Origin of the sequence: Mesobacillus subterraneus, assembly GCF_000934845.1 — a bacterium.
Lineage (GTDB): Bacteria > Bacillota > Bacilli > Bacillales > Cytobacillaceae > Mesobacillus > Mesobacillus stamsii.
On the sequence record NZ_JXIQ01000130.1, the window covers coordinates 1 to 13,759 of the forward strand.

The window sequence follows — 13,759 nt, forward strand, 5'->3', positions numbered from 1 at the left end:
CACAGGACGTGGCGTTATCGGCGGGCAGCGCTTATCGGGGCTGACCAAGGTGCTTGCGCTTTTCTAGTAAGTCCGTTTTCAAACCACAGACAGAGAAGGAGTGAAAACAAATGACAGAAAAAGCGGTTGTGCTCGATCATCAAGGAATCCGCAGAGCATTGACGAGGATTGCCCATGAAATCATCGAAAGAAACAAAGGAATCGAAGACTGTGTGCTCGTCGGAATCCGCACGAGAGGGATTTTTATCGCCAAAAGACTGGCCGAGCGGATCCGGGAAATTGAAGGTGCTGAAATGCCCGTAGGAGTCCTTGACATCACCTTGTATCGTGATGACCTAACAAAAAAGACGGGTGACCAGGAACCGGAGGTAAAGGGTTCGGATATCCCAGTCGACATTTTGAATAAAAAAGTGATTCTCGTAGACGATGTCCTCTACACCGGGCGTACTGTCCGAGCTGCGATGGATGCCCTAATTGATATCGGGCGCCCGGCAACAATTCAGCTTGCAGTCCTCGTTGACAGAGGACATCGGGAGCTTCCAATCAGAGCAGATTTTGTAGGCAAGAACATTCCGACGTCAAGCTCTGAAAAAATTGTTGTCGAACTGCAAGAAGTAGACAAGGAAGAACGAGTAAGCATTTTTGATAAATAAATAATGCCCTTTTAAAAGCAGTCCAGAGAGGCTGAGAAGGGGGAACACAAAGCGATCGCTTTGTGGGGGCTTTTTTTGCCCAAACCCTCTTTGCAACATCTGGCAAAGAGGGTTTTTGTTTTTTAAAAAGAGAGGGGAATAAAAATGAGCAAACCAATTCTAGATATTAAAGATATCCCATCACCATTCCAATGGTTCACACTAAGCCTTCAGCACTTATTCGCCATGTTTGGCGCAACCATCCTAGTTCCATACCTGGTCGGCTTAAGCCCTGCAATCGCATTGATTTCAAGCGGTCTAGGAACAATTGCTTTCCTGATCATCACAAAATTCCAGGTACCTGCTTACCTTGGTTCATCCTTCGCCTTCATCGCACCTGTCATTGCAGCAAAAGCAGGCGGCGGCCCTGGTGCAGCAATGATCGGCACCTTCCTGGCCGGCCTCGTCTACGGAACGGTCGCGCTGATTATTAAAAAAGCGGGCTATCGCTGGATCATGAGATTATTGCCTCCTGTCGTTGTTGGACCAGTTATCATTGTCATTGGACTTTCGCTTGCGGGTACAGCAGTCAGCATGGCGATGAATGTTCCTGGAACGACCGAGTATAGTCTGCTTCACTTCTCTGCTGCTCTCGTCACACTTGCAGCAACAATCATCTTCTCGATTTATGGAAAAGGGATGATGAGCATGGTGCCGATCTTAGCAGGGATAATCGTCGGTTATGTATACTCCTTGGTAATTGGAATCGTAGACTTCTCAGTAGTCCAAAAAGCCGGATGGTTCGAGATGCCTGACTTCATCCTCCCATTCGTTGACTACAAAGTGAAAGTAACAATGGAAATCGCACTTTTAATGGTACCGGTAGCAATCGTTACTTTATCTGAACACATCGGCCATCAGCTTGTCCTGAGCAAGATAGTCGGCAGGGACTATATTAAAGAACCTGGCCTGCACCGTTCGATTATGGGCGATGGTATGGCGACGATGATTTCCGGCTTGATCGGCGGACCGCCTAAAACAACTTACGGTGAAAACATCGGAGTGCTGGCAATCACTAGAGTATACAGTGTTTACGTCCTGCTGGGTGCTGCCATCATCGCTACAGTGTTCGGATTCATCGGGAAAATCACTGCTTTAATCAGCTCGATTCCTACACCAGTAATGGGTGGCGTATCGATCCTGTTATTCGGAATTATTGCATCGTCCGGTTTAAGAATGCTGGTAGACAGCAAAATCGACTTTGGCAATACGCGCAATCTCGTCATCTCTTCAGTCATCCTGGTCATCGGGATTGGCGGAGCATTCATTAAGGTATCAGAGCAGTTTCAGATCCAGGGTATGGCCTTAGCAGCAATCATCGGTGTCGTTCTGAACATAATCCTTCCTGGACGCCCAAATATAGAAGAAGACATGTTTGAAGAGGAAACGAAAAAAAAAACTGAAGAAAAGAACGATGTAGCATAGTTTCACCTTTTAAAAAAGTCCAGAGAGGCTAAAAAGGGTGTTATGGGCGAACCGGCTTATTCAACATGCACATAAATTCACGCACACAGCGGATTTATGCCGGCAAGTTCATGCAAAGCACCCTGTTGAACAGACAGGGTGTTTTTTTCTACATAAAAGGAGGCGGACTGATCATGAAATGGGAGCTGCTGACAACATCAAAATTGAGCGTGGATGAAATTCATGAAATTCTTGAAAGTGCGACAGGATTTGCTATTGGGGAGACATGGCAGCCGAAAGGAAAGGTTTTTATCAGCAATTTGTTTTTCGAGCCTAGCACACGGACGAAATCAAGTTTTGAAGTGGCAGAACGAAAGTTAGGTCTCGAGGTTATTCCCTTCGAGATGCAGACATCAAGTGTCTTAAAAGGCGAGACATTGTATGACACTGTCAGGACCCTCGAGGCAATTGGAACAGATGCAGTAGTAATCAGACATAGTGCGGACAATTACTTTTCCGAGCTTCATAAAGGAATATCCATTCCAATCATCAATGCTGGGGACGGAAGGGGGCATCATCCAACGCAATCCCTACTGGACTTGATGACCATCCATCAGGAGTTTTCCAGGTTCACGGGAATCAAAGTAGCGATCATTGGCGATATCCTCCACAGCCGGGTGGCAAGATCAAACGCCGATGCACTTACCAGGCTCGGGGCAAAGGTCATTTTCTCCGGTCCTGATAGCTGGATCAACTTACCTGAACTTCCTGAAGGATGCGAGTATATGGAAGTGGATGACGCTGTCCGCGAAGCAGACGTTGTAATGCTGTTGCGTGTCCAGCATGAACGCCATGATGGAAAAGTTCTTTTCGAAAAGGAAGCTTATCACCAACAATTCGGATTAACCGCCGGGCGGGAAAAATTGATGAAAAAAGACAGTATCATTCTCCATCCTGCACCGGTCAATCGCGGAGTGGAGATTGCAAATGAACTAGTGGAGTGTTCAAGGTCGAGGATCTTTAAGCAAATGGAAAATGGCGTGTATATAAGAATGGCAGTGCTAAAAAAAGCACTTCAAAACAAGAATGGGGGAATTGAGCATGTCCATGCTAATCAAAAATGGCAAACTGCTTACTGAAAACGGATTTGAAACAGTGGATATTTTCATAGAGAATGGAAAAATCTCAAAGATTGGCCCTCAACTCTCCTCCGATGCTGAGCAAATTATTGAAGCAGAAGGAAAGCTGGTGGCACCAGGGCTGATTGATCTGCATGTCCACCTGCGTGAGCCTGGTGGAGAAAAGAAAGAAACGATTGCTACAGGGACGCTTGCTGCAGCAAAGGGTGGTTTTACTACAGTGGCTGCCATGCCTAATACAAGACCTGTCCCTGACTCAAAGGCCCAAATGGAATGGCTGCAGGAAAGAATTCAGGAAACGGCTTCCATAAGGGTCCTGCCCTATGCGTCCATCACCGTTCGCGAACTTGGACAGGAGTTAACCGATTTTGCGGAATTGAAGGAAGCAGGAGCTTTCGCCCTGACTGATGATGGCGTAGGCGTTCAATCAGCGGGAATGATGCTGAAAGCGATGAAAAAGGCAGCGAAATTGGACATAGCGATCGTTGCTCATTGCGAAGACAATACATTGATCAATAAAGGCTCGCTCCACGAGGGGAAGAAAGCGGAAGAACTAGGAATTAATGGAATCCCGTCTGTTTGTGAGTCAGTACATATTGCAAGGGACATCCTTCTTGCTGAAGAGGCAGGCTGCCACTACCATGTCTGCCATATCAGTACGAAAGAATCCGTCAGGGCTGTCAGGGATGCGAAGAAATACGGCATTAAAGTGACCGCTGAAGTAACACCGCATCATTTGCTTTTATGTGAAGACGACATACTAGGAAACGATGCGAATTATAAGATGAACCCTCCGCTGCGGAGCAAAGAAGATCAAGAGGCTTTAATGGAAGGGCTGCTTGATGGCACGATCGATTTCATTGCGACAGATCACGCGCCACATACAAGGCAGGAAAAAGCAGAGGGAATCGAACTGGCGCCATTTGGAATTGTTGGGCTTGAGACTGCTTTCCCGCTATTATATACCAATCTTGTTGAAAAAAAGATGCTCACCCTAAAGGAACTCGTTGACTTTTTTACCATCAAGCCTGCAAAAGCATTCGGGCTCCCATATGGAGAATTGAAGCCAGGTGCGCTTGCAGATATCGTGTTGATTGACTTAAATCAAGAAGAGGAAATCAATCCAGATGAATTTTTATCAAAAGGAAGGAACACGCCGTTTGCTGGCTGGAACTGCAAAGGTTGGCCGGTTATGACGATTGCGAAAGGGAAAATAATCTGGGAAAAGGGAGTTGGTAAGGTATGAAGAAGCAGCTCATATTGGAAGATGGAACGGTGTTTGTAGGAGAAGGCTTTGGCAGCGATGCACAAACTACAGGTGAGGTGGTTTTCAATACCGGGATGACCGGCTATCAGGAAATCTTGTCTGATCCATCCTACTGCGGCCAAATCGTGACCTTGACCTATCCTTTGATTGGCAACTACGGAATCAATAGGGATGACTTTGAATCGATCACACCTGCAATTCAAGGATTGGTAGTCAAAGAACATACTGACTATCCTTCCAACTGGCGATCCGAAATGCCCCTGGATGATTATCTTAAAATGAAAAATATTCCTGGAATTGCCGGAATCGATACGAGGAAACTGACAAAAATTATCCGCCAGCACGGAACATTGAAAGGCATGATTTGCGGCCTGGAGGAAAATGCCGAGGAGATGGTCGCAAAACTGAAAAAGGAAAATCTTCCAAATGACCAGGTGAGACAAGTATCAACCAAGACAGCCTACCCTAGCCCTGGCCGCGGCAATAGAGTTGTACTAGTTGATTTTGGGCTGAAGCACGGGATATTAAGAGAACTGAATAACCGTAACTGCGATGTGATTGTCGTTCCATACAATACGACTGCTGAAGAAATTCTTAGTCTCAGTCCGGATGGCATCATGCTTTCAAACGGACCTGGCGACCCAAAGGACGTTCCGGAAGCAATCGAAATGATCCGCGAATTGCTTGGCAGGTTGCCGCTGTTTGGCATTTGTCTTGGTCATCAGCTATTCGCACTTGCTTGCGGAGCCAATACTGAGAAGATGAAATTTGGTCACCGGGGTTCCAACCATCCGGTGAAGGACTTACGGACAGGGAGGATTGCGATCACAGCCCAAAATCACGGATATACGGTAAAAGAAGAGTCAGTAATAGCAACCGACTTGGAGATCACCCATATTGCCTTAAACGATGGTACAATCGAAGGCCTTTCCCATAAAAAGGTGGCGGCATTCACGGTGCAGTATCACCCGGAGGCATCGCCAGGTCCAGAAGATGCAAATGAATTGTTCGATCAATTTATCGAGATGGTTGAAGCAGAAAAACAGGAGGTTGTCGCAGATGCCAAAGCGTAAAGATGTACACAGCATTTTAGTTATAGGTTCAGGACCGATCATCATTGGGCAGGCCGCGGAATTCGATTATGCTGGAACTCAAGCATGCATCGCATTGCGGGAGGAGGGCTACAAGGTTATCCTAGTCAATTCCAATCCGGCGACCATCATGACGGATACGGAAATCGCCGATGTAGTATATATCGAACCCCTTACACTGGAGTTTGTATCAAGAATCATTCGCAAGGAGCAACCAGATGCAATTCTACCGACCCTTGGCGGACAGACTGGTTTGAACCTGGCTGTTGAATTGGCAAATGCAGGCGTCCTGGAAGAATGTGGAGTTCAAATTCTCGGAACGAAACTAGAAGCGATCAACCAGGCGGAGGACAGGGAGCTGTTCAGGAGCTTGATGAACGAGTTGGGGCAGCCGGTTCCCGACAGTGAAATCATCCATAGCCTTGAAGAGGCGTATGTGTTTGTGGAACAGATCGGCTACCCGGTTATTGTTCGCCCTGCTTTTACAATGGGAGGAACCGGCGGCGGAATCTGCAGCAATGAAAAAGAATTGATTGAAATCGTGACTAGCGGCATCAAAAACAGTCCTGTCGGGCAATGCCTGCTGGAAAAGAGTATCGCCGGATTTAAAGAAATAGAATATGAAGTGATGCGAGACAGCAATGATAATGCAATTGTGGTCTGTAATATGGAAAACTTCGACCCGGTCGGCGTCCATACAGGAGATTCCATCGTCGTGGCGCCTAGCCAGACATTGAGTGACAGAGAATACCAGCTGCTTAGGAATGCCAGCTTGAAAATCATCCGAGCACTCAAGATTGAAGGAGGCTGCAATGTACAGCTGGCGCTTGATCCGGACAGCTTTCATTACTATGTTATCGAGGTGAATCCACGTGTCAGCCGTTCTTCCGCTCTAGCTTCAAAAGCGACTGGCTATCCAATCGCCAAACTTGCAGCCAAAATTGCGGTCGGACTGACCCTTGATGAAATGCTGAATCCGGTCACAGGCAGTACATATGCCTGCTTTGAACCAACACTGGATTATGTCGTGACTAAAATTCCGCGCTGGCCATTTGATAAATTTGAATCTGCCAATCGGACGCTTGGGACGCAAATGAAAGCCACCGGAGAAATAATGGCCATTGGCAGAAACTTTGAAGAGTCTTTGCTAAAAGCAATCCGTTCACTTGAAGCAGATGTCATCCATCTTTCACTGAATAATAAAGCGGAAATCGATGATGATTTGCTTGAAAAAAGGATTCGCAAAGCCGGGGACGAGCGCTTGTTTTATCTTGCCGAAGCAATTCAAAGAGGAATCCCCATCGAAACGCTGCACAGCTGGAGTAAAATTGATTTATTCTTCCTTTATAAATTAGCGGGGATAAAAGCTTTCGAGAAGGAGCTGGCAGCAAAGCCATTCGAGCTTAAAACAGCCAGGGCTGCAAAACAAAAAGGTTTTGCAGATCAGGTCATCGCCGAACTGTGGAATGTGACAGAAAAAGAAGTTTATCAATGGCGGATTGCGAATAAGCTGATTCCTGTCTTCAAAATGGTCGACACATGTGCAGCAGAATTCGAATCTGAAACGCCATACTTTTACGGCACCTATGAAGAAGAGAACGAGTCGATTGTGACGGAAAAGCCAAGCGTGATCGTACTTGGTTCAGGCCCAATCAGGATCGGTCAGGGAATCGAATTCGACTATGCTACCGTTCACTCTGTCAAAGCCATCAAAGAGGCAGGCTATGAAGCAATCATCATCAATAATAACCCGGAAACGGTCTCTACTGATTTTAGCATCTCTGATAAATTGTACTTCGAACCACTAACAATGGAAGACGTCATGAACATCGTGAACCTGGAGAAACCAATTGGCGCTGTCGTTCAATTCGGGGGTCAGACTGCTATTAATCTAGCTTCGAAACTAGTGGAAAGAGGGGTGAAAATTCTTGGCACAAGCCTTGAGGACCTTGACCGTGCCGAGGATAGAAATAAATTCGAACATGCTCTATCGGACCTGGACATTCCGCTGCCAAAAGGAAGTACGGCAAAATCAGCCGAAGAAGCCGCTGTAATTGCAACGGATATTGGTTACCCAGTCCTCGTCCGCCCATCCTATGTTCTCGGCGGCAGAGCAATGGAAATCGTCTATAAAGAAGAAGAACTGCTTTACTATGTGAAAAATGCAGTAAAAATTAATCCGGATTTTCCGGTATTGATTGATCGATACTTGACCGGTAAAGAAGTAGAAGTTGATGCGATTTCCGATGGCAAAAATGTGTTCATTCCAGGGATCATGGAACATATCGAAAGAGCCGGTGTCCATTCAGGTGATTCAATTGGCGTCTATCCGCCGCAAAGCCTAAGTGAAGAAGTAAAACAAAAGCTAGTTTCCTATACAATTGACCTTGCTAGGGGATTGAACATCATAGGCTTGCTGAATATCCAGTATGTTATCACAAATGAAGATGTTTTTGTTCTCGAAGTCAATCCGCGTTCAAGCAGGACGGTGCCATTCCTGAGCAAGATCACGAATGTGCCGATGGCTAAAATTGCAACAAAAGTTATCCTCGGACAGAGTTTGGAAGACCAGGGATATCAAACGGGACTTTTACGTGAGCAAGAGGGTGTTTTTGTCAAAGTACCAGTATTCTCCTTTGAAAAACTGCGCAGGGTGGACATTACGTTAGGCCCTGAAATGAAATCAACAGGGGAAGTAATGGGTAAGGATACAACGCTGGAAAAGGCGCTATATAAAGGCATGATCGCTGCTGGAATGAAATTCAAGAAGTTCGGAAATTTGCTGCTGACAGTGGCGGATAAGGATAAAGAAGAGGCGCTGGCGTTAGCAAGAAGGTTCTCTAGTATTGGGTATCAGCTGATGGCTACCGAAGGCACGGCCCAATACTTGCAAACTAACGGAATCAAAGTCAAAACAGTCGGCAAAATTGGTTCTCCTGGCGATAACCTGATTGATGTTATCCGTAAAGGCGAAGCCCAGATAGTAATCAATACACTAACAAAAGGAAAACAGCCAGAACGAGACGGCTTCAGGATCCGTCGTGAATCGGTTGAAAATGGCGTACCATGCCTGACTTCACTGGATACAGCGAAAGCGATCTTAGGAGTGATTGAATCGATGACATTCTCAGCAGAGTCTTTAAAGCCGATGGACCGAGCCAAAGAAGGTGTCCTCTTATGATCAAGCAGGAAATTTGCAAAGTTGTCAGCAACAGGCAAATTGCTGACAACATCTTTGAACTAGTGCTCAGCGGTGGAATTTCCGCAGAAATGGGGCAGCCAGGTCAGTTTGTCCATGTAAAAACTGGCGGAGGATTTGATCCGCTTTTGCGCCGGCCGATCAGCATTGCTTCCATTAATGAAGGGACATTCACGATCCTTTTTAGATGGCAGGGAAGAGGCACTGCGCTGCTTGCCGAAAAAATCCCCGGGATGTCCGTTGATGTCCTAGGCCCGCTTGGCAATGGATTTCCGGTCCTGGAGACAAAGCCAGGAGAAACTGCGATTCTTGTTGGAGGAGGGGTTGGAGTCCCGCCGATGTACGAGCTGGCCAAACAGTTGGTCAAAAACGGAGTGAAGGTCATCAGCGTCATCGGTTTTCAATCAGCAAAGGATATTTTTTACGAACAGGAACTAGGGGAATTTGGCGAAGTATATGTAGCAACGGTTGATGGATCATACGGTCAGAAAGGGTTTGTAACAGCCATTCTTAACGACCTTGAAGCAGACATTATTTACGCTTGTGGTCCGACTCCTATGCTAAGAGCCATCGAGAATGGGAACTATGCGGCGAAAACCTATCTGTCGCTCGAGGAACGGATGGGCTGCGGCATCGGCGCATGCTTCGCCTGTGTTTGCCACACGAAAGCTGATCCAAAAGGATTTTCCTATAAAAAGGTTTGCAGCGACGGACCTGTATTTAAAGCAGGGGAGGTGGTCATATGAGTGCACTATCGATCGAACTGCCTGGACTTAAGTTGAAAAATCCAGTCATGCCTGCTTCAGGCTGCTTCGGATTCGGAAGGGAGTTCAGCCAATTTTACGACCTGAGCTTGCTTGGCGCCATCATGATTAAAGCCACTACTCCCGAACCGCGCTTCGGAAACCCCACTCCCAGGGTTGCGGAAACTCCAGGCGGGATGCTGAATGCCATTGGCCTGCAAAACCCTGGTCTCAAAAAAGTGTTCAATGAGGAGCTTCCTTGGCTTGACCAATTCAATGTACCAATTATTGCAAACATCGCTGGTTCTACTGAGAATGATTACGTCACAGTCGCGGAACAACTCTCAAAGGCGCCGAATGTAAGCGCGCTTGAACTGAATATTTCCTGTCCCAATGTCAAAACTGGCGGAATCGCTTTTGGTACGGATCCGGAAATGGCAAAGGGGCTGACAAAAAAGGTGAAAGAAGTGTCAGAAGTGCCTGTATATGTGAAGCTCTCCCCTAATGTGACCGACATCGTAAGTATTGCGAAGGCAGTGGAAAATGGCGGAGCAGACGGACTGACGATGATCAACACATTGCTTGGAATGAGATTAGACTTGGCAACAGGACAGCCCATTCTTGCAAATAAAACGGGCGGGTTATCTGGTCCTTCTGTCAAACCAGTAGCCATCAGAATGATCTATGAAGTAAGCCAGCAAGTTTCGATCCCGATCATCGGCATGGGAGGCATCCAGTCAGCCGAGGACGTAGTCGAATTTTTCCTTGCCGGAGCAAGCGCAACGGCAGTTGGGACTCAGAATTTCGTTGATCCCTTCATTTGCCCGAAAATCATTCAAGAATTGCCCGAAGTCCTCGCTAAGCTTGGGGTAGATCATATTTCCGAGTTAACGGGAAGGAGCTGGAAGAAGAATGAAAGACTCGCTTATTATCGCCCTTGATTTTCCAAACAAAGGCCAGGTGCTGAATTTCCTTGAAGCATTCGAAAGCGAACAACTTTTTGTCAAGGTTGGCATGGAGCTGTTTTATTCCGAAGGGCCGTCCATCATCGAGGCGTTAAAAAAGCAGAATCATAAAATTTTCCTCGATTTGAAGCTTCATGATATTCCAAATACAGTGAAAAGGGCAATGAAGGTACTAGCGAGTTTTGGTTGTGATCTTGTTAATGTCCATGCTGCTGGAGGCTCGGAGATGATGACAGCGGCGCTCGAGGGTTTGGATGCAGGCACACCATCCGGTCTTAAGCGTCCTGATTGTATTGCAGTAACACAACTGACAAGTACATCTGAAGCCCAGGCCAAATCAGAACAATTCATCACTGGTTCCTTACAGGAATCTGTGTTGAATTATGCGGAATTAGCCAAAAGGTCCGGATTGGATGGTGTTGTCTGTTCCCCTTTGGAAGCCGGGATGATTCATCACCGATTAGGATCGGAATTCCATACCGTGACACCAGGAATCCGTCCGCTGGAAAGCGAAATGCAGGACCAGAAACGGACCGCAACCCCTGCGTTCGCCAGAGAACAAGGAATCTCGGCAATTGTCGTTGGCAGGCCGATCACCCATGCTGCTAATCCACTTGAGAGCTATCTGAAAATCAAAAATGATTGGAAGGGTGTCAGATTATGAGAAAAGAAATAGCAGAATCTTTGCTTGAAATAGAGGCAGTAAGCTTGCAGCCAGATAACCCATTTACCTGGTCGTCTGGTCTGAAATCTCCGATCTACTGTGACAACAGACTGACCCTTTCTTATCCAGCTGTCCGCAGAAAAGTTGCTAAAGGATTGACGGATCTCATCGAGCAGCATTTCCCAGAGACAGAGATGGTTGCCGGTACAGCTACAGCTGGCATCCCGCACGCTGCCTGGGTAAGTGAACAGATGGATCTTCCAATGTGTTATGTGCGTTCAAAAGCAAAGGGACATGGAAAAGGCAATCAGATTGAAGGCAAGGTGATGGAGGGCCAGAAAGTCGTGGTTGTAGAGGATTTGATTTCAACTGGCGGCAGCGTTATCGAAGCCGTCCAGGCATTGCGGAACGCAGGCTGTCAGGTACTTGGTGTAGTCTCTATTTTTACATACGAACTGGCAAAAGGAGAGCATCAGCTGAAATCGGCCAATATAGAAGCGCACTCTTTGACTGACTTTAGTACACTGGCAAAAATAGCGGAACAAAAAGGATTGATTACCAAGGAGAACCTTAGTAGTCTGGAAGAATGGAAACAGAATCCAACTGACTGGGCAACAGCTAAAAACTTCTGATCCTCGCAAAAAAGAAGAGACCCTGCTAGGGCTGCAGGGTCTCTTTTGGTTTATCGTTTTAGCTTCAAGATCACATCTTCATCCGGTGTTACATAAACGGTCTGCTGCTGTTCATAAATGACAAAACCAGGTTTAGCGCCGGCTGGCTTCTTTACATGGCGAACCCGGGTAAAATCGACCGGAACTGAGCTTGAATTTCTGGCTTTACTGAAATAAGCAGCAATTTGTGCGGCTTCCTTGATCACATCTTCTGCGGGTTCCTTGCTTCGGATCACGACATGAGACCCGGGAATATCCTTTGTGTGCAGCCAGATTTCATCGCGGCCAGCTACTTTGTTTGTTAAATAATCATTTTGTTTATTGTTTTTTCCGACCAGAATTTCTGTCCCGTCAGTTGCACGATATTTTTCAAGGACGGGTTTTAGGTTTTGTTTCTTCTTATTGCCCTTTTTCTGTCGAGCCCGGATATACCCACCCTCGATCAATTCTTCCCTTATTTCTTCAATATCTTTTGGTGAAGCAGCTTCTACCTGCTGCAACAGGGAGTCAAAGTAGACAACCTCGTCCTGAGCGAGTTGAATTTGCTTCTTTACAATAGCAATGGAGTTCTTTGCCTTCTGGTACTTTGTGAAATATTTTTGCGCATTCTCAGATGGAGTTTTCCGCGGGTCCAATGGGATGGTCACGGTAGCCCCGTTTTCCTCATAATAATTTTCGACCGAGATTTCTTTCCTACCCTTGTTGACTTTAAAAATATTTGCAGTCAACAATTCTCCGTAAAGCTTGTGCTGTTCTGCCTTCTTCGCATCCTCCAGGGTAGCTTCCAGCTTCTTAATTTTCTTTTCGTTCTTTTCTTTTTCGTTCGAAAGCAGACGTTCCAAGTCATTTCCGTGCTGTTTGACTCTGTCGCGCTCCGCTTTTCCAAAATAAAAACGGTCAAGAAGCTGACTCAGTGTATCGAACGATTTTGTTTCTCCCTGTAAATGTTCCAGTGGAAGCATATAAAACGCCTCCTTATTGCTTCCGTATGTTACCGTCGGCTTGTAGTGATGTCCTTTTATCGCTTCCATCATCGTTACAAAGGCTTTAGGGAGAGTAGTCCGGTTGACGAGCCCTGCCTTGAAGATAATCTCTCTAGCTAGTACAGGTGATATCCCGGCAAAATTTGCAACCAGCTGCTTATCGATTTTTCCAGCGTTGAAATCAACCACACGGAGGACATCATCTTCCTCAGCCTCAAGAGGATTTAGTTTGTCCTGTTGAGGAGGCAGGATGTATTCCTGGCCAGGCAAGATCGCCCGGTGCGAATTGATCGCGGATGAAATATGCTTAATGCTGTCGAGAATAACGTTCCGGTTCTTATCTACGACAATGATATTGCTGTGGCGTCCCATGATTTCGACAATTAGGATTTTAGATGAAATATCGCCAAGTTCATTCCGGCCTTTCACCTCAAAAATAATCATCCGGTCGAGTCCAGACTGCCTGATATCTTCAATTATAAAGCCTTCAAGATGCTTGCGCAAAAGCATGCAGAACATGGGCGGCTCGTTTGGATTATCATATTGCTCATTGGTGATCTGAACCCTTGCATAGCTCGGATGAGCCGAGAGCAGCAGCTTATAGTTGATCCCATTTGCCCTCAAAGCAAGAATGATTTCGTTTTTATAGGGCTGGTGGATTTTATTGATTCTGCCTCCTTTAAGCAAGGAGGAAAGCTCATGTGTAGTTGCTCTAGTAAACAATCCGTCAAATGACATATAAATTACATCCTTTTCTATTTATCTGGCATGTCGTGGTAAAAGCAATATTGGAGCCCAAAAACAGCTGAATTCCGAAAAAGAGGTCACCAATACCATTTGGAGTCAGCGAGATACCTTCACGCTTCAAACTGGGACGGCCCTCTGAGGCACAGGACGTGGCGTCCTAGGCGGACAACGCTTGTCGGGGCTGACCAAGTCGC

10 protein-coding genes and 1 pseudogene are annotated in these 13,759 nt (G+C 46.4%); 10 read left to right on the forward strand and 1 reads right to left on the reverse strand.

What is annotated here, in order from left to right; translation table 11 throughout:
* The first annotated feature begins 110 nt into the window (after positions 1-110).
* The 10 genes and pseudogenes from pyrR to pyrE all read left to right on the forward strand — a co-directional run bounded on the left by pyrR (position 111) and on the right by pyrE (position 11,796).
* The gene (pyrR, locus tag UB32_RS15760) at positions 111-653 is read left to right on the forward strand and encodes a bifunctional pyr operon transcriptional regulator/uracil phosphoribosyltransferase PyrR (protein WP_044395425.1); all 543 of its coding nucleotides are present in this window, start codon (positions 111-113) and stop codon (positions 651-653) included.
* A gap of 144 nt (positions 654-797) precedes the next feature.
* Positions 798-2,117: a solute carrier family 23 protein gene (locus UB32_RS15765; RefSeq protein WP_044395426.1), complete on the forward strand. Its 1,320-nt coding sequence runs from the start codon at positions 798-800 to the stop codon at positions 2,115-2,117.
* 173 nt (positions 2,118-2,290) lie between these two features.
* Positions 2,291-3,235: an aspartate carbamoyltransferase catalytic subunit gene (locus UB32_RS15770; protein WP_044395428.1), complete on the forward strand. Its 945-nt coding sequence runs from the start codon at positions 2,291-2,293 to the stop codon at positions 3,233-3,235.
* Entirely contained in the window at positions 3,198-4,481 is a 1,284-nt protein-coding gene (locus tag UB32_RS15775; protein ID WP_044395430.1) for a dihydroorotase, read from the forward strand. Before UB32_RS15770 ends, UB32_RS15775 begins: the two co-directional genes overlap by 38 nt.
* A pseudogene (locus UB32_RS15780) lies at positions 4,478-5,595 on the forward strand (carbamoyl phosphate synthase small subunit). The gene UB32_RS15775 and the pseudogene UB32_RS15780 overlap by 4 nt, the downstream one beginning before the upstream one ends.
* Positions 5,562-8,774, forward strand: coding sequence for a carbamoyl-phosphate synthase large subunit (carB, locus tag UB32_RS15785; protein WP_044395434.1), 3,213 nt, complete (start codon positions 5,562-5,564; stop codon positions 8,772-8,774). Before UB32_RS15780 ends, carB begins: the two are co-directional and overlap by 34 nt.
* Positions 8,771-9,538 (forward strand): dihydroorotate dehydrogenase electron transfer subunit, encoded by a 768-nt coding sequence (locus UB32_RS15790; RefSeq protein ID WP_044395435.1) that lies wholly within the window; start codon positions 8,771-8,773, stop codon positions 9,536-9,538. The genes carB and UB32_RS15790 overlap by 4 nt, the downstream gene beginning before the upstream one ends.
* Positions 9,535-10,476, forward strand: a complete 942-nt coding sequence (locus tag UB32_RS15795) for a dihydroorotate dehydrogenase (RefSeq protein WP_044395437.1) — start codon at positions 9,535-9,537, stop codon at positions 10,474-10,476. Before UB32_RS15790 ends, UB32_RS15795 begins: the two co-directional genes overlap by 4 nt.
* Positions 10,448-11,164 carry an orotidine-5'-phosphate decarboxylase gene (gene pyrF / locus UB32_RS15800; protein WP_044395439.1) on the forward strand — a complete coding sequence of 239 codons (717 nt, stop codon included), beginning with the start codon at positions 10,448-10,450 and terminating at the stop codon, positions 11,162-11,164. Before UB32_RS15795 ends, pyrF begins: the two co-directional genes overlap by 29 nt.
* Entirely contained in the window at positions 11,161-11,796 is a 636-nt protein-coding gene (gene pyrE, locus UB32_RS15805) for an orotate phosphoribosyltransferase (RefSeq protein WP_044395441.1), read from the forward strand. Before pyrF ends, pyrE begins: the two co-directional genes overlap by 4 nt.
* 50 nt (positions 11,797-11,846) lie before the next feature.
* Here pyrE and UB32_RS15810 read toward each other — a convergent pair whose 3' ends face one another.
* On the reverse strand, positions 11,847-13,556 hold the full coding sequence (locus UB32_RS15810; RefSeq protein ID WP_044395443.1) for an Rqc2 family fibronectin-binding protein: 1,710 nt from the start codon (positions 13,554-13,556) through the stop codon (positions 11,847-11,849).
* Between the last annotated feature and the right edge of the window lie 203 nt (positions 13,557-13,759).